The sequence below is a fragment of the bacterium genome, assembly GCA_041648665.1.
Classification (GTDB): Bacteria; UBA10199; UBA10199; order 2-02-FULL-44-16; family JAAZCA01; genus JAFGMW01.
Window position 1 is genome coordinate 1 of sequence record JBAZOP010000050.1, and the last position, 21,632, is coordinate 21,632.

At 60.4% G+C, this 21,632-nt stretch carries 28 protein-coding genes; 2 read left to right on the top strand and 26 right to left on the bottom strand.

Translation table 11 applies throughout. The features are described 5' to 3' along the window. Both WC683_13550 and WC683_13555 read right to left on the bottom strand, forming a co-directional pair. The coding region (locus WC683_13550) for a putative immunity protein (GenBank protein MFA4973630.1) at positions 1 to 565 on the bottom strand (565 nt) is incomplete at its 3' end. Continuing rightward, positions 562 to 744 carry a hypothetical protein gene (locus WC683_13555; GenBank protein MFA4973631.1) on the bottom strand — a complete coding sequence of 61 codons (183 nt, stop codon included), beginning with the start codon at positions 742 to 744 and terminating at the stop codon, positions 562 to 564. The genes WC683_13550 and WC683_13555, both read right to left, overlap by 4 nt. A 525-nt stretch (positions 745 to 1,269) precedes the next feature. Here WC683_13555 and WC683_13560 point away from each other — a divergent pair. After that, positions 1,270 to 1,962 carry a hypothetical protein gene (locus WC683_13560; GenBank protein MFA4973632.1) on the top strand — a complete coding sequence of 231 codons (693 nt, stop codon included), beginning with the start codon at positions 1,270 to 1,272 and terminating at the stop codon, positions 1,960 to 1,962. Between the two features lie 384 nt (positions 1,963 to 2,346). On the opposite strand, the gene WC683_13565 is transcribed toward WC683_13560, so the two are convergent. From WC683_13565 to WC683_13630, 14 genes are all read right to left on the bottom strand, one after another. Next, entirely contained in the window at positions 2,347 to 2,616 is a 270-nt protein-coding gene (locus WC683_13565) for a hypothetical protein (protein ID MFA4973633.1), read from the bottom strand. Then, a complete protein-coding gene (locus WC683_13570; GenBank protein MFA4973634.1) occupies positions 2,613 to 2,891 on the bottom strand; it encodes a hypothetical protein in 279 nt (92 codons plus the stop codon). The genes WC683_13565 and WC683_13570 overlap by 4 nt, the downstream gene beginning before the upstream one ends. Next, positions 2,885 to 3,112 (bottom strand): hypothetical protein, encoded by a 228-nt coding sequence (locus WC683_13575; protein MFA4973635.1) that lies wholly within the window; start codon positions 3,110 to 3,112, stop codon positions 2,885 to 2,887. Before WC683_13575 ends, WC683_13570 begins: the two co-directional genes overlap by 7 nt. Before the next feature lies 1 nt (position 3,113). Further along, complete coding sequence (locus WC683_13580; protein MFA4973636.1) at positions 3,114 to 3,557, bottom strand: hypothetical protein; 444 nt, start codon at positions 3,555 to 3,557, stop codon at positions 3,114 to 3,116. 12 nt (positions 3,558 to 3,569) lie between these two features. Continuing rightward, positions 3,570 to 4,760 (bottom strand): hypothetical protein, encoded by a 1,191-nt coding sequence (locus tag WC683_13585; GenBank protein ID MFA4973637.1) that lies wholly within the window; start codon positions 4,758 to 4,760, stop codon positions 3,570 to 3,572. Further along, positions 4,760 to 6,286: a phage tail tape measure protein gene (locus WC683_13590; protein MFA4973638.1), complete on the bottom strand. Its 1,527-nt coding sequence runs from the start codon at positions 6,284 to 6,286 to the stop codon at positions 4,760 to 4,762. The genes WC683_13585 and WC683_13590 overlap by 1 nt, the downstream gene beginning before the upstream one ends. Positions 6,287 to 6,289: 3 nt before the next feature. Further along, complete coding sequence (locus tag WC683_13595; GenBank protein ID MFA4973639.1) at positions 6,290 to 6,508, bottom strand: hypothetical protein; 219 nt, start codon at positions 6,506 to 6,508, stop codon at positions 6,290 to 6,292. Positions 6,509 to 6,540: 32 nt separating this feature from the next. Further along, on the bottom strand, positions 6,541 to 6,915 hold the full coding sequence (locus tag WC683_13600) for a hypothetical protein (protein ID MFA4973640.1): 375 nt from the start codon (positions 6,913 to 6,915) through the stop codon (positions 6,541 to 6,543). 20 nt (positions 6,916 to 6,935) lie between these two features. Then, the gene (locus WC683_13605; protein ID MFA4973641.1) at positions 6,936 to 7,736 is read right to left on the bottom strand and encodes a hypothetical protein; all 801 of its coding nucleotides are present in this window, start codon (positions 7,734 to 7,736) and stop codon (positions 6,936 to 6,938) included. A gap of 12 nt (positions 7,737 to 7,748) precedes the next feature. Then, on the bottom strand, positions 7,749 to 8,117 hold the full coding sequence (locus tag WC683_13610; GenBank protein ID MFA4973642.1) for a hypothetical protein: 369 nt from the start codon (positions 8,115 to 8,117) through the stop codon (positions 7,749 to 7,751). Positions 8,118 to 8,126: 9 nt separating this feature from the next. After that, the gene (locus tag WC683_13615) at positions 8,127 to 8,537 is read right to left on the bottom strand and encodes a hypothetical protein (protein MFA4973643.1); all 411 of its coding nucleotides are present in this window, start codon (positions 8,535 to 8,537) and stop codon (positions 8,127 to 8,129) included. After that, complete coding sequence (locus tag WC683_13620) at positions 8,534 to 8,995, bottom strand: hypothetical protein (GenBank protein MFA4973644.1); 462 nt, start codon at positions 8,993 to 8,995, stop codon at positions 8,534 to 8,536. The genes WC683_13615 and WC683_13620 overlap by 4 nt, the downstream gene beginning before the upstream one ends. Next, complete coding sequence (locus WC683_13625; GenBank protein ID MFA4973645.1) at positions 8,992 to 9,834, bottom strand: hypothetical protein; 843 nt, start codon at positions 9,832 to 9,834, stop codon at positions 8,992 to 8,994. The genes WC683_13620 and WC683_13625 overlap by 4 nt, the downstream gene beginning before the upstream one ends. Before the next feature lie 136 nt (positions 9,835 to 9,970). Beyond that, positions 9,971 to 10,486: a hypothetical protein gene (locus tag WC683_13630; GenBank protein MFA4973646.1), complete on the bottom strand. Its 516-nt coding sequence runs from the start codon at positions 10,484 to 10,486 to the stop codon at positions 9,971 to 9,973. A 628-nt stretch (positions 10,487 to 11,114) separates the two neighbouring features. Here WC683_13630 and WC683_13635 point away from each other — a divergent pair. Beyond that, positions 11,115 to 11,765: a hypothetical protein gene (locus WC683_13635; GenBank protein MFA4973647.1), complete on the top strand. Its 651-nt coding sequence runs from the start codon at positions 11,115 to 11,117 to the stop codon at positions 11,763 to 11,765. 531 nt (positions 11,766 to 12,296) lie between these two features. Here the strand turns inward: WC683_13635 and WC683_13640 are convergent. From WC683_13640 to WC683_13685, 10 genes are all read right to left on the bottom strand, one after another. Then, a complete protein-coding gene (locus tag WC683_13640) occupies positions 12,297 to 12,833 on the bottom strand; it encodes a hypothetical protein (protein ID MFA4973648.1) in 537 nt (178 codons plus the stop codon). Between the two features lie 12 nt (positions 12,834 to 12,845). Next, positions 12,846 to 13,307 carry a hypothetical protein gene (locus WC683_13645; protein ID MFA4973649.1) on the bottom strand — a complete coding sequence of 154 codons (462 nt, stop codon included), beginning with the start codon at positions 13,305 to 13,307 and terminating at the stop codon, positions 12,846 to 12,848. A 73-nt stretch (positions 13,308 to 13,380) separates the two neighbouring features. Then, entirely contained in the window at positions 13,381 to 14,295 is a 915-nt protein-coding gene (locus WC683_13650) for a hypothetical protein (GenBank protein MFA4973650.1), read from the bottom strand. 73 nt (positions 14,296 to 14,368) lie between these two features. Next, positions 14,369 to 14,836 carry a hypothetical protein gene (locus WC683_13655; GenBank protein MFA4973651.1) on the bottom strand — a complete coding sequence of 156 codons (468 nt, stop codon included), beginning with the start codon at positions 14,834 to 14,836 and terminating at the stop codon, positions 14,369 to 14,371. 36 nt (positions 14,837 to 14,872) lie between these two features. Beyond that, positions 14,873 to 16,180, bottom strand: coding sequence for a phage major capsid protein (locus WC683_13660; protein MFA4973652.1), 1,308 nt, complete (start codon positions 16,178 to 16,180; stop codon positions 14,873 to 14,875). Positions 16,181 to 16,200: 20 nt separating this feature from the next. Further along, complete coding sequence (locus WC683_13665) at positions 16,201 to 16,923, bottom strand: HK97 family phage prohead protease (GenBank protein ID MFA4973653.1); 723 nt, start codon at positions 16,921 to 16,923, stop codon at positions 16,201 to 16,203. A gap of 10 nt (positions 16,924 to 16,933) precedes the next feature. Beyond that, entirely contained in the window at positions 16,934 to 18,934 is a 2,001-nt protein-coding gene (locus tag WC683_13670) for a phage portal protein (GenBank protein MFA4973654.1), read from the bottom strand. Continuing rightward, on the bottom strand, positions 18,931 to 20,496 hold the full coding sequence (locus WC683_13675) for a terminase TerL endonuclease subunit (GenBank protein ID MFA4973655.1): 1,566 nt from the start codon (positions 20,494 to 20,496) through the stop codon (positions 18,931 to 18,933). The genes WC683_13670 and WC683_13675 overlap by 4 nt, the downstream gene beginning before the upstream one ends. Further along, positions 20,496 to 20,972, bottom strand: a complete 477-nt coding sequence (locus WC683_13680) for a phage terminase small subunit P27 family (GenBank protein MFA4973656.1) — start codon at positions 20,970 to 20,972, stop codon at positions 20,496 to 20,498. The genes WC683_13675 and WC683_13680 overlap by 1 nt, the downstream gene beginning before the upstream one ends. 225 nt (positions 20,973 to 21,197) lie before the next feature. After that, positions 21,198 to 21,581, bottom strand: coding sequence for a hypothetical protein (locus WC683_13685; GenBank protein MFA4973657.1), 384 nt, complete (start codon positions 21,579 to 21,581; stop codon positions 21,198 to 21,200). Positions 21,582 to 21,632: the final 51 nt, after the last annotated feature.

Sequence of the window (21,632 nt, forward strand, 5' to 3'; positions counted from 1 at the left end):
CCGCGGCGGCCCCTGCGGCGGCCCCTGCGGCGTCCCCCGCGGCGCCCCCCGCGGCCCCCGCGGCCGCCGCGGCGGCCCCTGCGGCGCCCCATGCGGCGGCCCATGCGGCGGCCCCTGCGGCCCATGCGGCGTCCCTTGCGGCGGCCCCTGCGTCCCTTGCGGCGTCCCTTGCGGCGTCCCTTGCGGCGGCCCCTGCTGCGGCCCCTGCGGCGGCCCCTGCGGCTTGCAGCTCCTCTGCTGTGGCCTGCCCGTTGGCGTAGCGCCTCACCACGGCGATACAGTCCCGCACTCTCGTGTCGCCGGGGCACTGCCTCTCGAAATTGGGCAACGCCCTCTCCGCGCAGTCGGCGGAGAACAGCCGCGCTAGTTTGTTGGCGGCGGGCTGGTCGGTGGCACAGCGCAGGCACCATAGCGTGTCGCCCAGACCGAGAACGTCGAGAACCTCGGTGAGAGGGAACGGCCGGGTCATCGGCCACTTTGCGCCACTCTTGTGCTTGCGGAACCTGGTGTAGGATTCAACGCAGGCCCCCGCCGCCTTACATAGTTTAAACGTGGTGTAGATCATTTCGCGGCCTCCAGCATTTCCCGGCATCCCCGGCACCCGCCGATGATGTGCGATGCGATCAGCCTGTTCGGGCTCCCTGCGGGTTCGCTCATACATTCCTTGAGGTAGCCGAGGGACGCCCCGCACCTGGGGCAGAGCGTGATGGTTTCCGTGCTGGTTTCCCTGATAGCCGTGGTCATTTCGTTTCCCCCCTGCGAATCATACGTTGTGCTATGAACTGCACCCACTGGCGAGTGACGCCGAACTTCTTAGCTGCCTTTGTCTGGCATCCCCTTCGGAAGTTCTGAGCCCTCAGATAGTCCTCAATGGCTTTGGTCTGTGCCGTTTTCTGTGTCAACATACTCGTACTTTATACCCTATGCAAGATATTGTCAAAGATAGTGACAGTGAATGGGAGGCCCATGACAGGGCTACGAACTCACGCGGTTAGCTATGGTGAAGTCGCTGGAAGTCACTTGTGGTGATTTATTGGGAGTCAATGGAGATGGTGCTGCGGTATGCCGAAGCGGTGGACGACATCGAGGCACTCAAGTCTCATAGCCGGTTCTCCCCGGCAGAGGCGCTAGGGATACGCTAGGGCATCGTCACCATAGAATCTCACACAGGCCGGGGGCTCTCCGGGCGGCTACCGACCGGACAAGGGTGGCTACCGGGCCTACCGCTGCCTCTCGGCGGTACGGGCCGACCGGAAGTGCAACCTCGGCGTGATCCCGGCGGACAGCCTCGAGGAGAAAGTCTGGCGGAAAGTCTGCGACGGCCTGGCCAAGCGCGAGGTCATGGTGCCGATGGTGGACAATGCCACGGCGTCAGAGGTCACGACATTGGACAGCGAGCGGGCCCTGGCCGAGGGGCGGCTGAAGGCCTCGAGGGCTGAGGAGGGCCGCTTTATCCGGCTGTACGGGCAGGGCGTCCTCGATGATGTGCGGCTTGCTGCGGAGATGGCCCGCTGCCGGCGTGAAATCGGCGAGGCTCAGGCGGAACTGGACAGGCTCAAGGCGCTGGCCGAGTCTCAGGCCACGGGCGCCCGGTGGCGCGAGGTCGTCATGGAGCGCCTGGAAAAGCTCGGTGAGCTCCTGCCCGGGGCCGACACCATGACCCGGCGTGTGGTGCTGGAGGCTCTCGACATAACGGTCACGGTTTCGGGGCGGAACCTTGAGCCGGAGGTGTCGGGGCGGGTCGTGGTTGACCGGGAGCAGACATCGCGTCCATGTCGATGGACCGCAGAACAGCGCGGCTCTAGTCTACACCAACCCCCACAGGTGAACGCACAGCACCCACCAGCCAACCATGCAGAACCAGGGCACGAACAGCACGAGCAGGGGATGGCTGCGCACCCAGCGTCTAAGAACGTTTCGCCAGTCGTACCGGCCGGTATCTCGCCGCGCGCGCCGGGCTAGAGTCGCCCAGTAGAAGGCCAGCACGGCCACGCTGACCACCACCGGGGCGGCGATCCACCACACCGGGTATGATTGGGCACACTCCCGTAGATACCACGTCCAGGGATGCGGCAGGCCCATGATGTTGTGCCAGAGGGCGTAGTACCAGGGGCCGGCGAAGAACCACACAGCCAGGGCGATGACGGCCGCGGCACCGGCCAGGGCGATTGCCAGGATGCGCCACTTCTTACTCACGCTGTACCTTCCCTCGAATGGGCCGGTGCAGACTGGCCATTCTTGCCCCATCCGTCAATTTCCCGGTGAGTCTCTTCGTCTCGGCCGCGGCTGCCTTCAACCGCTGAGTGAGCTGCCAGACTTCTCTGACAAGCTCGGCTGTGTTCTCTGTCACTTTGCCGCCTCAGTAGGCCCGGACTTCCTGAACCAGAACTGGTACATCAAGGTGAAGACGACGACGAAGGCGCTCGTCACCTGTCCCACGATCTGCCCGATCCCCACGCCGACGAACAGCGACACGGTGGGGTCAATGGACTTCAAGAGGTCCAAGCCGAACCGGTCGAGCAGAATCAACGGCGTGGCAAACAGGACGGCCACCCATGCCGCCGCCATGCCGACCGTCACCAAGAAAACCGGCCAACGGTAGTCTTTGAATGTCATGGCAGCACCGCCTTTTCAACTTCGGTAATGCGTGTCCCGTAGTCACGGAGAGTATCGTCATGTTCGTCCAGCCGCTTCTCGTTGCGCTTGAAACGCAACTCAGTCGCCTTGTCCTCCAGCCCGTGTAGCTTCCCGGCGGTCTCCTGGCATTTCGCCACAGCCTTCTCAATCAACTTCGGCAGCGACAGCACGTTCCATAGTTGCACGCCCAGAATGGAAAAGAACAGACCTACCACGATGCCCAGTAACCAGGCAAACTCAGGATGCTCTAGCATTTTGCCTCTCCTTTGAGGTGCCGGAAGTACCATATCAGTAGTTCGAGGCCCAGAATGACAGTGCCGGCGCACATTGCCAGGCTTCCGATCACGATTGCCTTATTGCCTTCCACCCACGCCACCGAGTCGTACCAGAGCAGCATCGACGCCGAGACACCAATCCACCCGGCGCAGGCGATGAGCAGGCCGAAGGCGAACAGACTTGCGCAGCGATGTTTCATACTAGTGCAACTCCCACTCGTACCACGAAACGAGCGTGATCGAGCCGGCGCCCACAACGCTCCCCGTCGAGTCGAACTTGTAGTAATAGCCATTGGGCACCATTATCGAGAGCGCTGCAATGCCATTGGTGGTGGCATCGGCCTGAGAGTTTTGAATCGCCACGGTCGTGGCCGGAGGCGAAGCCACTCCGAGGTAGGCATTCAGGCGCGCGAAGTTCGCGGCAATGTTCGACACCATGATGGTGACGGAGATGAACATCATCTTCCCGCTGGTATTCTGATAATTTGTCCCGAGAGCCCGCCCCCCGGGAGATGAGTAGGCCAGGGTATTGAGTTTGTCAGTTTCGCCCTTCAGGTAGAGCTCGTTATCCCTGACGTGGGTATTGAGCATCGCCGCCGTGACAATCTCGCCAGTAGCCCATGTGCGCGGTGCTGTCCAAGCCATCTCAGCGCTCCTTTACCACGACAACCGTGTGCCGGTGTCGAGTTGATCGGTATCCAGAAGCCAATAGGTGAAGATTTCGGCGGGCGTCAGTTGCCATTTCGTCGTCCAGATGCCATCGCGCATGTCGCAGTCGTGGGACACGCCTTCGATGTAGTAATCCGCATCAATGCCCGCCGGCGAGAGTCTGACCGTGATGCGGTCGCTGATCTCATAACTCAACACCTTTGTCCAGTAGTCGCCCGCGTTGGTGGCAGGCAGTATCGTCAACTCCTTGACTCGCTGGAAGGGGTCCTTGTAGCGCGAGAGCAGGTAGTTGGCCTGATCGAGTGCCTCTGAGTCGGTGGGGAACAGCAGGCCGGTCCGGGAGAGGCTGCGCTGGCCGTAGGCGGTGACGCTGGCCGCATCGCTGCCGACTTGCTCCGCGCCGCCCTCGGCCGTGCATCTGACATCGTTGTAGAGGAAGGACTCATCGAAGGAGAACTCGGCCTTCTGGTAGCGGCATTCACCCACGCCATCACCCCAGGTGGACTTCGAAATAAGCCGCGCCCCGGTGAGCCGGTGCTCGCGGTTCTGAAAGATGACATAACCATTCCCCGCCATGAAGAGCCGCCCCATTTCCGTGTCCTGAACTGAGAAGAGATGGCTCATGGCGTTCGCGTTGGCTAGCGCCCCGGAGGCGAGGAGGGTTGTCTTCCCGGTGCCGATGGTCCGCTCCGTGGCATTCCAGCCAAGGTCGTCAAGGACATTCTCTACGCGGACGCTGGACAATTCCTGAGCATAACCGCCACCATCATTCAAAAGCCGGCGGGAGAGACACTTGACGATGCAGGCACAGTCAATCTCCATGTAGGCGCCCTTGCCGCCCAGGGACTCCCAGCCGGGACGGAATGCCTCAATGAAGCCGGTGTAGATGTCCCATGTGCCGGCAATCAGGTCTGTCGCCCTGATATTCACGCGCTTCATGGGCAGCAGGTACCCATAATGAGGGCCGGAGGCATTGGCAGGCCAGTAAGCGCCTGATGTGTTCTTGAGCTTGATCGTGGCCGTGGCCGCTTCAAGCCGGTCGAGTTCGTGGAAGCGCCCCCGGGCAATGTGGATAGCCTCGACATCCTTGGAGACATCCGTCCACGCCGGGCTATCACTGAACGGGTCAGTAGTCAGCGCGATCCTGACGGTGACGGCCGGTATGAACGTAATCGGCATCAGGCGATCCCTGTGTTCACGTTCCGGCGCATATCAGCCAGGAGATTCTGGCGCACCACGTTGGTGAGGTCGCGCTCGCTGACAACCGAGCCCTGGATGTTGTTAGTGATGATGATGACCGGAGGAGGTGGCGCGGGCGGTGGCGCAACCGGCGGCGTGATAACCGGCGACCTCGGGATATTGCCCCACTCCGGGAGCTTCGGCATTTCCAAACTGGCGCCGGTGAAGCCGCTGGTGAGCGCCTGCCAGAGATACGAGCCGAGAGCCTTGAGGACTCCCCACAACCACCCGGCCGCCGACTTGATGCCTTCCCATAGATTGAGGATGAAGTTCAGGCCCGCCTCAAAGGCGCCCTCACCCCAGGCCCAGACGGTATCCCAGGCCAGTTGGACATAGTAGGGAATGGCCTCGGTGAACAGCCACTTGAGCCAGGCGCCGGCGAACACGGCATAGGCCGCTACAATGGTCTTCCCGGCCTCGAAGAGCGCCCACAGATAGTTCCAAGTATTGGCGAGGTCCTTGGTGATGCTGTCCCAGTACATGATTGCCGGGATCACCATCATGAGAATGCCAATCACCAGCATGGCAATAAGGCCCGCAGCCGCCAGGCTCGTGACGCCCAAGGCGGCGGCCACCCACCCGACGGCTGTACTGACTAGCGACCACCCTTTGGCCAGGGTGGGCAGAGCCACCAACATGGGGCCGACGATGCTCATGATGACCCCGAGGGGAATGGCGATTCCGGCCAATGTGTTTGCCAGTTCCGGATTGTCCTCTGTCCATTTGATGATTTTGCCAATGACCTTGGCCATGGCATCAGCGAACGGCGTGAGGTAGGGGATCACCAGCCGGGCCAGCGCCGTCGTCAGCCCTAGAAGGCTGCCCTTGAGTTGGTCAATACTGTAGTCCATCTGGATGGCGGACTTCATGGCCTTCTCATCCATGACAAGGCCCAGCCGCTCCGCCTCGGCCTGCATCTTGGCCATGCCGTCCGCGCCCAGGTCGAGGATCGGCAGAATCTCAGTCCCGGAGCGTCCGAAGACGCGCTGGGCCATCGCCGATCGCTTCAGTGGGTCTTCGATACCTGCTACTGCCCGGGAAAGGACATTGAACGCTTCTTCTGGCGACTTCCCGGCCAGATCGTCCATTGATAGCCCGAGTCCGCGCAGCGCCTTCGAGGCTTCCCCGGAGTTGGTACCTGCCTCAGTGACAAAGGCCGCCATGCCCCGGAATGCTGTAGCCACGGCGTCGGTCGAGATCCCGACTTGCTGCGCCATGTAACGATAGATTGAAAGGGCCTCGGTGCTCATGCCGGTCTTGGAGCGCAGGCGCTCCAGTTCCTCGCCGAGGTTCGCATAGTCCGTCGCCATCTTGATTGCCGAGCCAGTAATCATGGCTCCGGCCGCGGTCATGGCCAAGCCAATCTGTCTTACGTCGATGCCAGCCTTCTTGAGCTGCGAAAGGGTGCCCTGGATGCCCTTAGTGGCCTCATCCCTCAGCTTCATAAGGATAGTTAGTTCGGCCATGGGTCACCTGCCATTCTTGGCTCGCTCGACCTCAATGTCATGCTCGGCCCGTTCCTCGGTGGCCATGAAGAGATACAGCTCGTCCAGGAAGTTCGCCGGGTGGCGGTCGTACTCCCATTTCGTCCAGTGCATCGTCCTCATGATCTTGTACCGCCGCCACCGCTCCGCATCTTCCAGTGGCAATTGCTCCTCGGCGTCCAACTCCTGCGGATTCGCCCCCACCATCAGCCGGTACAGGGGCGCATGGACGCCGTTCAGGAGTTTTTTCGGACATACGCCTCGGCTTCTTTGCTGAGAGCATCGATCTTCTCCAGAGTCGGTTCGCGATAGCAGCCGCGCAGACGGCTCACGGAGTCACGGTTGACCGGCACCGGCTTCCCCGCATCGTTCTTGAAGGACCACGCCACAATGCCGCGTTCCAATAGGGCGATGCGCCCCATGGTCAGACTCACCCTGACGTCCTTGACCGTCTGACCACCCTTCTCCACATCCACCGTCTCGGCGCTCGCCATTTGTTGCAGCATGTAGTCGCGGTCGAGCTGGGTGAACTCGAGCTTGAGGTCTACCCACTCGCCGTCGCCGAACGTCAGGCGCTCGACCTCGCCGTCCTCGATAAAGAACTTGCTCATACCTCTCCTTCTCTCTCCCGCTATGCGCTGGCAATCTCCAGCCCGTGAATTCCCTGGAACTCGTAGGCGTAGGTAACAAGGCCGCTGATGTCCACCTTGGGGTTGAGTTTGGTGATGATGGCGCTACCCCGGAATTGCTGGGTAGCCGTCGCCGACTCACGCAGCTCGAGGCCAATCACCGTGCCTATAGTCAACGGCGCGCCATCTTTGAACCCTTCGAAGCTGCCCTTCCAGCCGGTCAGTGTGGGGGCAAAGCTGCGCACGCCACTGGAGTCAAAGGCCGTAGTCTCCAGCACTTCGACTTCCTGGTCGAGCGTCCACGACTTGATGCCGGCAATGGTCTTCGCTGCCTCGATAGCGTCACAGCGGAACGTCATATCCGCCAGGTCCGTGATCTGTTTGATGCCGGCCGAGATGATGGCCGTATCGCTACCGGGGTTTGCCAGCGCCAGTTTGCAGAATTTCCAGACATCGGCCGTCAGTGCCGGCAGATCCAAAGACTCCAAGGGCGAAGCGCAAGCGCTGGTATCGTCCAGGAGCAACTGGCAATCTCCGGCACTTTGGTTGACCGAGGACTTGACCCACAAAAGGATTGCCACGTACGCGGCCAGGTTGATTGCCGCGAAGTCGATGGTATGCAGCAGCGTCGTCCCCCCGATGGTCGTCGTGACCACCTTCGCCGCTCCCGATCCCACTTTGTAATCAGTTGTGTCGAGTGTTGACACGCGGCCCGCGCCAGCAGTAGTCCACGCCGCGTCGCAGGCATGGACCGTCTGTAAACCAAGGTGGACAGCCCCGGCTTTACCCGAAAGCCTTGCCATGTGGTGCCTCCTTTATGCCGTCGCTATGGTGAGCGCGCCGGTGCCCTGGAACTCATACGAGTAGGCCACCAGGCCGGCGATGTCGGTCTTGACGCCCAGCTTGGTGATGATGGCCTGGCCTGTGAACTTCTGGGTGGCTGTCTGGGATTCCTTGAGTACCAGCGCGACCTCGGTCCCGATGGTGAGCGGGGCTCCATCCTTATAGCCCTCAAACGAACCCTTCCAGCCGGAGAGCCCGGGGGAGTAGCCCTTGAGCCCGGAACTGTCGAAGCCGGTCCCTTCAAGCGCCTCGACCTCCTGGTCAAGCGTCCAGGATTTGATACCCGCGATGGTGCCGCCGGCCTGTGTGACCTCGCCTGTTTTGCCCGAGAGTCTCGCCATAACGACCTCCTAGGTGCTCACTTGCACATCGAATTTGACGCCCATGAATGTCTGCGTGGGATTCTCCCCGTACTGAATGCCGCCGTAATCGTGGTAACCGGTGACCACGATGGCGTCAGCGTTGCTCCCGAGAGACGCGCCCTCGATGGCCGCCCTGATGGCGCTGGCGGTCTCGTCAATAAGTAAATCCAGCGCCGTCTGCTGCTGGGTAAAGCCGGGCCCGATTGTCAGGAGGACCACGACCTCAAACTCGTGAGTCATGGACCCGGCGAAATCATCATGGAAGTTTCCGGACTTCGGGACGATATAGGCGCACGGCGGCTCGCCAATGCTCTCCGGTGGGTAGGTATAGATGCGCTTCAGGAATGTGACCGATGTCAGCGCGGAGGCAATGGCCGACCTGATACCAGCAATACTCATCGCCGCTCAAACTCCTGCTCAATGGCGCGCTCGGCTTTCCTCTCATTCCGCTCTATGTCGCCGTCCGAGTCCTTAAGCGCCCGCCACACGAAGAAGCGGCCCTTGATGCCCTTGGTGATCATCTTGAGCCATGCCCCAACACCGGAGACTCCCTTGCGCTCGCCCCAGGCAATGAACGGCTGCCGCGGGGCCATGTGCGCTGCCACACCGTACTCCAGAAGGTGACTATGTGGCGCGCGGCTTACCACCTTGCCCCATAGCGGCACCTGCCGCGAGTCAATGCTGCTGGAGATGCGGCTCTTGAGGGTGCCGAGGTCATTAGGGGCATTCTTCAGCACGCGCCCCAGTAGCAGGTCCGTGCTCTCCTTGAAAAACTGGCGCACCGGGCCCGCCACGAGCTCCGGCTGGAGCTTGCGCTCCAATCTTTCCAATCCCTGCAACTCGACGGACATCCTCATTTGCGCGCGCCCTTCGGCAGCACCAGGTCCGCCAGCATCATCTTCAGGTCGGGATCGAGGCCGCGGAAGACCTCGTAGCTGCCCATCTCTGGAGCAGTCACGACCTGAGCAAAGAATGTGTCCTTGCGTTTCCAAAGTCGCCCGGCTTGAACGAGACACGCCTCGCGCACCGGCTCCGGATACAGGTAGATGTAGATGACATCGGCCGCAATATGGGCCGCCGCCGCCGTGCCGTTCTTCCCCCGCTCGAACGTCAGCGTGTCGGAGCTGACCCCGGTGACGTACAACTGCTCTGCCCCGATGTGGATGGTATCCCCGACCGAGAACAGTGCGCCTTTGCCTGTTGCCAGGGCGTGAGTCGTGGCGCTGTCCGTGATGCCACCGGTGTTGACTACGGCGCCGCTGGCAGCGTACGGCGTGGCCGACTGCCCGTCGCCGTAGCCCCAGATGCCCGTGATCTTCATTGTTTTGACGCCCCGAGTGATGGCTGAGTAGTCACTCTGCGAGTGCATCTGAAGACGCCATTTCGGGTACTCGTTGTATGGCTGGAGCATGTAGTCAGGCGTGGTTGTGTCCAACTCGACTTCCCAGGTCAGGCCGTCCTGGTCGTCGTCCATTTCCACTTTGGTGATGGAGAGGATGTCGGGGACCACCAGATTGTCAGCGCCGTCGCCGTCGAAATAGCGGATCTCGCTCTTCGTGTGGAAGTGGCGATTGCAGTAGCGGTCGATGATCCGGCTCACCGCCTCGATAAGCAGCTTCATTTGGGTATCATCGGTCGTACTGGTGACGCTGACCCGCGCCTTGAAATTGGTCAGGTTTACGTAAGCGTTAGCCATGGGCAACTCCCCGCCTGGCATTTCGGCGGACCCGGCATACCTGGTATGTCAGCATGGTGTTCTCAGGCGCTTCAATCACAGCGGATTCAACCGGCATCACTTTGCGCCTCACTTTGCGGACCCGTTTCGACTTCAATTACGGATAAGCCTGAACCATGTTCGGCCACATCGGAACTATGAAGCTGTCAGGCGTCCCGGGGTCCCCGAATATCCATCCGGACACCGACCCCGCTGCGATGTAGCTGTGCGATCCGGCGTACCAGGTATTCGCCGGGCTCGCCGTCGAGTAGCTGAGTGCCAGGTAGTCGAGAACGACTTGACCCCCGCCGGCCTTCGTGAGCGTCCACCCCGCCGCGCCGGTGCCCGTGAGCGTGACAACCGTGGTGCCACTCGCGGCGCAGATGAAGTTCGTCACCGTCTGTGTCGTGCCGTCCGTGAAGGCGACCGTCTTGGCCGCTACACTCCGGTCAATGGTGAGCGTGTTGAACGTATTGCTCCCGCTGATAGTCAAAGCATAGTTGCCTGCACCAGCGATGGTGACGTTGTTGTAGGTGAGGCCGCCACCAATAAGGTTTTGAGCGTTTGCGGTTGAATTGGTTATGACTATTGTGGAAGTACCAGCATTGAGGGTATTAGTACCAGTTCCAGCCACATTCCATTTATTTGCACCTGCCCCTGTATTGTTGAGCGTTATCGTGCTAGTCCCAAGGTTCATCACGGCAGTAGCCCCCGTGACGGAATTGAAACGCATATACCCACCAGTCAAATCGAAATTCGCGGTGGTGAGCGTGCCAGCCACAACGCTGAGGTTTATGTTGGAGCCATACGTTAATGCGCTACCCAATGTTACAGTTCCACCAGGAGCCACTAGTTCTAACCCGCTGATGGCATTGGCATTAGTTGTTAATGCGTAATCCCCACGCCCACGCATATAATTGGTTTTATTAGCGTGTGTATAAGTCATGCCAGTCACTAGCGTAAGGGCCCCGTAGTTGCTAACACCCACGCTCAAAGTAGCCGTCGGCGTCCCCGTAAACGTGATGGACTTGCCAGCCCTTGGCATATCCATCGTCACGCTATGAGAGCAAGAAACATCATCCTGTGGTAGTGGCACTCTACCCGCACCCCAGATAGCACCCGACCAGTTGCCAGCACCCGCAGAGGTCTGCGCTGCACTCGCGGGGAACGCTGCATCCCCAAGAGCCTTGAAAGCATTGCCGCCACAGTTCCCGATGTCAGTCTGCGCCGACAAATCCCAAGTAGCTGCACCTGCTCCTGTGATGTCCATGAAGTCAGTATTGGTGCAGGCTATGACTGCCGCGTTGATGGTGGCAGCGGTTCCTAGCGTCGAGCTTTGGACGAGAAGCTGCGTTGCCCTTGCTCCGCCATCAGTCGTGAAGGTGTCTGAGACTGTAACCGTTGTGCCTGATGTGAATGTGACAGCATTGGCAGTTGTGTGGCTGGCAGGATGGAGAGTCATATTAGCGCAGGTGAAAGCTCCACTGACTGTATGCGTCGAGCCCGCTAGTGTGAAACTAGCCCCATCCCAGTCGAGAGGGCCGAGCGCGAGCGTCCCAGTACCAGAGATAGTAAACGCCGCCGTGTTTGCATTGATGGTCGTACTGATTGCCGTGGCATTTGCCGAATTTACTCCAGTACAGGTGATGACAGACGTTCCGAGATTCAGGGTTTTGGAGACAGCCCAGTCGGGGCTAAATACCCCACACGAGATGGCGAAATTGCCTGTCGTGAATGTCCCATGCTGCGGAGATACACTGCCAGTTGTAGTCAGAGCATCTCCAAGAGTCAGAGTGCCGGTAAACGTGCCTCCAGCACTTAGTTCGATACTACAGGTGAGGGCAAGCCCGTTGGTAGTTAGAGTTGCTGCCCCTGCACCGCTTACCCAGGCCAAGTTGCCGGTAGCCGAGTGAGTCATAGCCGCGATGAAAGTCACTGAGCCACCAGCTACACTGATTATGTTGGTTCCCGCGAAGGTCGGAGCGTTAGTTGCCCCCGTCCAGTCCATAGAGAGGCAGTTGAAGGTCGCATCTACGGTCACGACTTGACTAGCCGCCGTGAACGAGTTTGCATCAAAGACTACACCTTCAGCACTAGTTGGAACTGATGCGCCACTAACACCGCCACTAGTAGCAGACCAAGAGTTGACTGTATTAGTGTTGCCGCCAGTACCAAGCGTGAGGTTGAGAGTGGCAGTACCTGTCCCTGCCGCAGTTATCACATTTGCCCCTGCTACCAGAGCCTTGGGGGAGTCAGTGATAGTGGAGGTGCCACTTGTGATGGTGCCAGTACAGCCAGCGGCAAGGGTGATGGTGAAAGTGCCACCGCCACCAGCGTCAGTCAAGTTCAAGGTAGTGTTCCCCGAAGCAGCTACCCTGCCTGCTTCCGCGCAGGTAATGACTGCGCCATTAGTGATGAACGCCTGCCCTACGACACAGTATCTACTAGCCATTCATCGCCACCCTTACCTCATGACCCTTGTCACAGGTGAAATTGATCGCTTTTGCTATGAGCCCCTGAATGAGGGGATTCCCGTTGCGAAGTACCTTGACGGTCCCATCATCCATGTGAAAGACATCACATACCCGAATATGACAGACTGAGCAAAAGTGATGATCCACGTTGACCACCTTTCGCTCGACCGTGGTGTCCCGTACCGCCGGTTCGACTGCCGTCTCCGGGGTGCTTGGATTGGAGACTGGCATCTCCACCTTCAACTCTGCACCCCAATCACGGTCCGCCAGCTTCTGGCCGAACCACACGCCCTCCCCATCCTGCACCGTGGCCAAGAGCGCTAGGGCGTTCTTCTCCGTCAGGGCTGTGACTTCCTTTGGCAGCACGTCCGAGGTATGAGCAAGGCCGTAGCCAGCTCCCTCATTATAGAGGTCAACGACCACGTTGCGCGGGCATTTCGGCATGGTCCCGAACCAGCCGGGTGAATACCGCAAGCCCTTTGGAATCTCAAATCGAAAGTAGTTCATCTGTCACGCTCCTTACGTGAGGTACACGTACGTGACGCCATCGCCATTCACGGTAACATCGAGATAGACGTCGGCGAGATTGTCAAGTGGAAAACCGAGGGACTCCCCGGCGTTCAGCGGTTTGCCCCGTCTGGTACCGAGCGCGGCCACTACCGTCGAGCCTCCGACCACCACCACGCCAGTGTTGTCAGTCTCGGCGGTTATGACCACGAACTTTGCCGAGGTAGACGCTGCCAAGGTCTCCCTGGTGCCGGCGGTCGCAACAACCTTCCGGTTGTCTGCAATCGCGCTGACATTGTGGCCGACCTGCCCAATGGTAAACACCGTCCAGTTTGCCCCGCCATCAGATGTGATGTAGGCAACCCCGGTATCCGTCTCCAGGAATGTCGAACCGTTCGGCACGCTGGTCGGCTTGGAGTCACCAGACAGGCCGGTGAACCTCTTGATCGAACCTGAAACCAAAACAACTGTCATTCTTCACCTCCGGCCTCTGGCCGTGGCGGGGAAGGAGCAAGCCCGCCACGGCCTTCAGCTCGGTCATTGCTCTCTAGGTGTCTACCGCCGGCAGGTCGATCCTGCCCTGCGCCCCGGCTGCGTTGGTGACCTTGATGGTGCAGTAGTTCATCGCGGCGCCGACCACCGTCACGTCGTTTTTACCCGACATGGCGTTGATGTCGTGCATGAAGCCGGTCGTGTCCGACTTGACTGAAATGAGGAGTCCGGCGGTTGTGTCCACGTTGATGAGCACGCCCGGGCCGAAGTCCATGAAAAGGCTTGCGGCGGTGAGAGCGTCTATCGCAGCGCCCGAGAAGTCGCCGAAGATGCGGAAGTTCCGCACGTACGAGTAGTTGCTGGCCCCGGCGAATACGATGGCGCTCGTCTCGCTGCCAGTGATGACGCCGTACCAGTCGAACCCGTCAATGCCGACATCGTGACAGGCGGCTGCGATCGAGACACCAATCAGGAATTCCTTATTGGCGGCGGCTTCCTCCCATCGGGTGTTGATGAGCCTGAAGCCATCGGCATCGGCCCCCACGGTGAGGGCGGTAACGATCTCGGCAAAGTTCGAATAGAACTGGATGTTTTCGATGCGCACATTGGCCGCCGTGACCGATACTGTGCCGTCGGCAGCCGTGAAGGTCAGCTTTGGCCGGAGCGCGCCGCTGCCGAGGCCGATGATGCTGACGCCGATGACGTCCACCACGAGCGAGGTCGCGCCGGATATGCTCTCGGCGTGCCCGGGCATGACGTAGATGATGTCATTCTGGCTGGCGGTGCATAGACCGACAGCGTAGTCAATGGTGGCGACGGGCTTGTCAGGGGTGTAGCCATATCCCGCCGCATCCGAGCCAGTCCCGCTATGGACGTAGACTCTATCGCCGGTGCTCCGGCTTTGGTCCTCGATTGCGAAAACGCCGCCGCGCTGCTTGCGGCTGAATAGGGCCGTCTTTGCTCCAGTCATTTCAGGGTTCCTCCTATTGAGTTACCTTTGTATTCCGGGTGATTAGAGGCTCACCCGGTGAAGCCTGCCAGAACTAGGTGAGCGCTCCGTCGTTGGTCGCCTGCGGGTAGCGGGGCTTGAGAAGGGCTACCACGCCGATGACCGCATCGGCAGAGCCGGGATCGGTGAACGTGAGGCCGAGATACGGCTTGTCCGCCGTCATTTCGACCGCATCAACATCCACCACCACCACCATGCCGTCGTAGGTATTGGCCAGCGTCAGGCCGGTCGAAGCGCAGGCGGTAGCATCCCCCATGGTATCGGTGCCAGCCGCCGCCGAAAGGCGGTACTTGAACGCGATTGCGGTAGCGCTGGACCCGGCGGTTGCGGCGCTGCAGGTGACGGTCATCACGAAATCGTCAGTCTCCATCGCGCCGAGAAGAACGAGGAACTGGGCATTCTCGTATTTCTTCATGGCCACGTGAGGCGTCACGAAGGTCGCCGTCTTCTGGACGGGTGCCGTGATGGGTACTATGTGTCGAACCATTCCGAGGTCTTTCATTATCTCAATTGCCTCCGATCATTCGTTGCCTTGTTACTACCGGGCCGCCAGTGTGACGAAGGGGCTGACGTAGAAGTTGGAGTCCGTTCGCTTGTAGGGCGTGATCTTGGACTTGGCCATCGGCTGGCCATTGACGCGGTAGATGAAGCGGAAGGTGCTCTCATCCGTCAGGAACATCACGTGGATCGACTCGGCGGTCTGGATGTCGCCCTTGTCGATGAGGAGGTACTGGGAAAGGTCGGCCAGAACGATGTCACCGACATCGCCCGCGCCGGAAGCAACCTCAACCGGGATGGCCGGGGCGCCCTTGATGGTGCCGAAACCGCCGGCAACTGTGGGCGGGGCGAAAAGCCGCATCTCCACGCCGCCGGTGCCGATTGCCAGGGTGAGGGTTTCGAGCTGGTCCTCGAGTTCCTGATTGTAGAGCCACGCCAGGTTGCGCCCCTTGCGGCACTTCCACATCTTGAGGATGTTCTCAGTGACGATCGTGTCGGCCGCCTGGCCGGTTTCCTTGGCAATGGTGACCAAGGCGGGGCTGGAAAGAATGCCAAGGCACTTGCCGGCACCGTCGCCACGGAAGATCTCATCCGAGAGTTTGAAGCCGAATTCCTCGGTGAAGCCCTGCGAGATGATGGCGCCGAGCTGCGTGGCGTCCTGAAGGTTCTCGTCGGTCGCGTAGCACAGGCCCATCATCTTCTCGAGCTTCATTTCGAGCTTGGCGAACTTCGGCTTGCTGGCGGTGGTGGCAATGGCTTCGGCAACGCGGTAGACCTGGATGCCGCCCCAACGTGAGCCGGTGGCGCGGGAAGTTTCGTCGATGACGTTCATACTGAAGGAATTGGACGGGCCGCTGATGGGGATACGGCGGCAGCGGCGCGGGATCTCGTTGGTGTCGTAGGTGTTCTTGAGGAGCTCCGCCGTGAAGTCCTGCTGCACAAGGAAACCGCCCTCCGACGGCGTGCCCTCGTTCAGGCCGGACGGCCCGGTGCGGACCTCGGTGAGACGCTTGTCAAGGCCGCGGTCGGTGTAGAAGTCCTTGACGGCCAGGAGTTGCTCGCCCAGGGAGCGGAAGGGTTTGGGAGCGGTCGCGGCGCCATCACCAGGGGTCGCCGACGGCACCCTGGTCTGTTCGACCTTGCGGGCCTCTTCGGCAATCTCGGGGTGAAGGGCAATGTGGCGCTCCTCATCGCGCTTGACGGCCTGGATGTCGGCTATGATCTTGTCGGCCGCCTTCTCCTCGTCGGGAGTCAGGGCGCGCTTCTCGGCTGCCGCCTTGTCGATCACGGCATCTGCCTGTTCCCGGAGCGCAGTCTTCTTTCTGCGCAGTTCCAAAAGTCTCTGCATGTTCAAACCTCCAAATTCAATTAAGCTACCGCCAACTCCAGCCGGCGCCGCAACTGGGCCAGGCGTGCAACATGCCCATCATCGTGAGCACCCTGCGCGTCCGGTTGTTTCGGCTCAGTAGGGAGATGGCTTTGCAGGACGGTTATGGCCGCCCTTATCGTGTCGTGGTCCGAGCCGGTCAAAGCCAGACCACGTTGCGCGCGAATGAGAATGCCGGCCAAGTTTTCATAGCTCAACCCGACCGCTGTGAAGGCGCTGCGGACGTTCACGTCCGTTTGAGGATAGGCCGGGAATGTCACCGGCGAGACATCGAACAGCTCCACCTCAAGTAGAGTCCGTACGCTATTCTTGCCCTCCTGGTTCTCCCAGGCGTCCTTGATGCACCGGAACCCGAAGGACATTTGGTCGATGTCCCCGCGGGCGATGCTCTCCTGTAGGTCCCGAGCGAAGCCGGTATCCGGCGGATCTATGGAGATTGCCAGACCTGTCTGGTCCTCCTTCAATTTCAGCGTGCCGCTCTTGGTTCTGCCGAGAACGTAATCCGGGTTATGGTTGAAGAGGGCGCGCACATCGCCATTCCGGATGGTCTTCTTGAAAGCTCCAGGGGCGATCTTCTCTTTGAAGCCGCCAAGGTCGAGCGATAGAGTGTCGAAGATGGCAGCATGCCCCGTAATCTTCGGCGCCTTGTCGTCGCCTGAGATACGCAACTCTGAGATTGGAAAGTCCCTGCGTTCCATTTCCATTTTCGCCCTCCTAGGCCGGCTCAATCACACACTGGCAACCGGCGTGAATCGGCGGGTGTCTCTTCGGCCCCCAGCTCTTCATTTGCTTGCCATCCGGGCCCTCAATCGCACTTCCGGCCGTTACGAAATCCTGCTCAATGCCGACGACCGTACCATCCAGTTCTGAGCAGAATGGGCAGGTATCGCTTCCGGTATTGCGCCAGATCAATTTAGTGATGCCAGCAGCCGCGAAAACGAACTTCGCCACGGCGTTCGCGACCTGAGTAGTCTCATTCCTCGCCACCTTGTCCGGCCGCGTCTGTTCCCATTCGTCGAGGCGGTCATCTACAGCCACCAGCGGGTCAGCTTCTGCGGCTAGTGCCTTGAGTTGGCCCTGAGAAGATTCGGCGTACCGGGCGGCAAAGGCCTGCGCGTACTTTCGATGGAAATCGTCCAGGCCATCAGCCTTTGCTTTGGATTTCACTTCGTCGGCGGCCACTGGCTCAACGGCGTCGCCGAGCCCCTTGACCGCGGGCAGGATTTGCCGGGAGATGTACTCCGGGAAGTCTCGGTAGAAATCCGCGAGCCACTGATTCCATGAGTCCAGCGATCTCTCTTCGAGGTGCTTCTTGGCTGCCCGGGCGACGTTCTGCCGTTCGCGTTCCAATATCCGGCCGGCAGCATCTCTGAAAATCGGCAGGAATGACGTGGCGATACGCTGACGCTCGTACATCTTCCGCTTGCCGCCTCGCGCTTCACCCTCAGTATGCGGGGCCGCCTGTGGGTCAGCGGCAGGCGTAGTATCTTTCTGACCGAGTTCGCTCGTCGGGACCATGTTCAGTGGCACGAGATAGATGTCGCCCTCTTCGCCAGGAAGCGGATTCATGTTCTCCAGCTCCCTGATGTCGTTTGCGGAAAGCCACCCATTCTGGCGACCGATGGCGTAGGCGTTGTAGCGCGCCTGCACATCGCCGCGCAGGAGCCCCTGGACGACGAATTCGGCCAGATAGTCCTTGCGCTCTTCCGGCCCCAACAGCTTGGTGCTGATGTACTGTTCCCAGCGCACCAGCCACGGCCGGGCACTGTAGACAACATACTCGATGCCCTGGTGCTCGATGTTCGAAAATGTCGCCTGCTCCAGGTCGGCAATCATGTGAGGCGGGACATGGAACCAGCGGGCGATCTCCCGGACCTGAAACTTCCGCGTCTCCAGGAACTGGGCATCTTCCGGAGGAATCCCCACCTGCTGGTATTTCATTCCCTCTTCGAGAATGGCCAGGCGCAGGGCATTGGTGAGCCCCTGGTGTTCGGAGTTGAAGCTCTTTCTCAAGTTCTCGTGCGCCTGCGGGCTGAGTTTGCCAGGGTGCTCGAGGATCCCGCCCACCTTGGCGCCATTGCCAAAGAACCTCGCCCCGAATTCCTCAGTGGCGAGCGCCAAGCCGACCGTTTCACGCGCGAGCGCGATTGGCGAGTAGCCGACCAAGCCATCGAAGCCGAAACCGGGAATATGAAACACCTGATAGGCTGGGAGTATGGTTGTCTGATTATTCGGCAGTTTGTAGTAGTAGCGGATTTGCCCATTGCTCTCGCGCTTCACGGCCATGCGGTCGGGGCGCAACGGCCAGAGCGACTTGATGGTCCCGGCCACTAGATCGTACTCAATCTCAGCATAGGCATTGCCCCATGTGCAAAGGTGCCCCTGCAGCGCCTCACGGAAGGCAATGGCGGGCATTTCGGGATTCGGCTGATCGTGCAAGAGAGCATAGAGCGGATGTTCATATGCCCGTTCTTTACCCCGCGGTAGCTTGCGGTAGAGCGGTAACGGCAATGAGGCCACAGTCTCAGACAGCAGCCGAACGCACGCCCACACGGCCGAGGTCGCAAGTGCGCTTGATTCGCTGACTCGCACTCCGGTTGCCGAGGCTTTCCCGCCAATCGCATCATCCATGAAGCGGTCGAGGTCAGCCACGGTCGGGGAGCTGCGAACAGAGAAGGCCCGGCGGATACGGTCAACCACGGGCGGCATTTTCATATGGTGATCACGCCCCTTGATTCGTACACGCTCGGCCCCAGCTCGCCGGCGTGCCGCGTCGCCCGGTCCAGCGCCATAATCAGCGCCACGACGCCATCAATGCGCTGCGTCGAGCGGGCTTTGTCTGGCTTGAGGTTGCCGGCCGGGTCCTGATTAACAACGATGTTGTCCACATTCCAGCGCAGCACCGGGTTACCGCCGTGCCGAACTTTGCCGCCCAGCACCAGCGTCATCAGTTCCTTGGTCGGCGCCGACATCGAGGCGAACCCTTGCCCGAACGGGACCATGACGAAACCGGCGTCGATGAGGTCCTGCGAGAGCTTTGTCGCACCCCAACGGTCGAAGGCAACCTCGCGGATGTCGAACCGTTCCCGGGCCTCCACGAGGTACTGCATGATCGATTTGTAGTCGATGACATTACCCGGGGTCGCCGTGATGTAGCCCTGCCGCACCCACTCCGAGTACGGCACACGGTCTTTGCGCTCTTTCTCCCGCATGGTGTCGGCGGGTATCCAGAAGTGGACGAGGATGTCATGCGTGCTGTCTTCACGCGGGAAGTCAATGCCCAGGGCGGTAAGATCGGTTGTGGCCGACAAGTCAAGGCCGGCATAGCCCGGCCGGCCCTTGAGAGAATCCATGTCTACCAGACCACCACAAGCATCCCATTTGTCGAGCGGCATCCAGCGCTCGTAGGAGTTAACCCACTGATTTAGATAGAGACGGCGGAAGGTCATTTCGAAGGCGGGTGTCTCAGCGGCTTGATGCGCCAGCATCCGGATCTCGTCCAGAGCCCGGAACTCGCCCAGGGCTGGGTTGGCCGCGGCCCAGACTTTCTCGTCTTTCCAATCGGCATCATCAGGCGCGGCGTAAATGACCGGCAGGAATGTCGGGTCCTCGACAACGCCGGAGAGAACCTTGAGAGCGTAGTCGTGCATCTCCCAGCAGATGGAGTTCCGATCAACGCCGGCTGTAGTGATCACAAACATAAGCGGCTGGCGCCGGGCGCCCATGGAAGTCCTGAGAACGTCCCATAGTTCGCGGTCCGCGGCGGCGTGGAGCTCATCATAGATGACGGCGTGCGCATTGAACCCATGCTTTGAATATGCCTCAGCGGAGATTGCTCGGTAGAAGCTGGAGGTCGTGTAATTGATGATGCGCTTCTGGGATTCAATGACCTTCATGTGTCGGGATAGGGCCGGGGATTGCTTGACCATGCTGGCCGCCTCGTTGAACACCAGGCTGGCCTGATCTCGGTCAGATGCGGCGCTGTAGACCTCCGCGCCCATCTCGCCATCAGCGAATGCAAGCAGATTGGCGACACCGGCAGCGAGAGTGCTCTTCCCGTTCTTGCGTGGCAGTTCCACGTAGCAGGTCCGGTACTGGCGCATCCCGTCAGCATTGAGAGTACCGAAGAGCGGCACGATGATGTCGCGCTTCTGCCACTCCATGAGCTTCAGCCGCTGGCCGGCCCATTGCCCCTTCGTCTGCCGGAGTGCCTCAATGAAGCGGACGGCGCGCTCGGCGGCAGCCTTGTTGATCGCGCTGCGAACGGCAGTAACCATCAGTTTGACCGCCCGGTGAGTGACGCCTCAAGCTCCGCCTCGGGATCCTCGGTCGGTCTGTGACCGCCAGGTACTACCATGCGGGCCCGGGAGCTCGGCGACAATCCGAACTCGGCGATGAAGGACTTGAGAATGGCTAGATACCGTTGAGCGATTGAAACCTCGGCGCGCTGCTGTTGGTAGCCGCTTTGGGTGGTGATGAGGAGGCCGCGCTTGGTCAGGCGCGCTTCGGCCTGGGACCAGCGGGCATACGCCTGACAGTAGCCGGCGAGAGCAGCCTTGTCGATGTGAGTCAAGAGGCCCAGACGCAGCAATTCCGGGGCGATGCGCTTCCATTCCGCCTTCGCCTCGGGCATGAGCCAATGGGGGCATTCCGGCTCAACAGGCAGCGGCTGCGGCTCGTTCTCGTTGAGAGGCCGCTTGCCGGGATTGCCCTCGATCTTCTTGAGGATTGTCGGCTTAGGATGCGGCGCCATCACACCGTCTCCGATGTGGCGAGCCGGGGAGAACTACAATAATCCCCGGCTCGCCACATAGCCCAAACCCGCCTTGTAACGGGAGGGACAGCGCAGTTGTGTTGCTGCATACGGGTAGTCTGGCAGACAGGCAATGAGAGAGGCAATGTAAGAATCGTAGCTAAAGCGCCGAGTCTGCGCGTAGCTAAATAGCTATGAGTGTTGGGCAGTCTGCCGCACGATGGGCTATCCGTCATAGTCGTAGTCCTTGCAGTCCTGGCAAATCTGGAGGCAGGCGCCGGAAAGAGCTTCTGCCAGCGGCACCGGCTCGGCTAGGCGATTCCAGTCACAGCGCACAAAGCCGCCTTTTACTTTGGCGTGCCAGCAATCGTAGATCATGCGGCGTCCCCTCTTCACCTGATACCGGCGCCGCTCGGTCATCCGCTTCTGTTCTGCGGGGTCGAACAGCCCCAGGTCGCGGGTCGGTATGCAGCGCACGGGGTCCTGCATGGAGCGGCAAGGACCGAGGACGCCGCACATCCGGCCGTCACTGAAAACATGGGCCTTGTGGTGTCGGCAATCCCCGGCGCTGCAACGGTCGGCGTGGTCGCAAATCACCTGTATGTCCATAATGCCTCCTCAAACCCGGCCTGAGCCAAAGTGCGAAAACTCGCGTGGAGT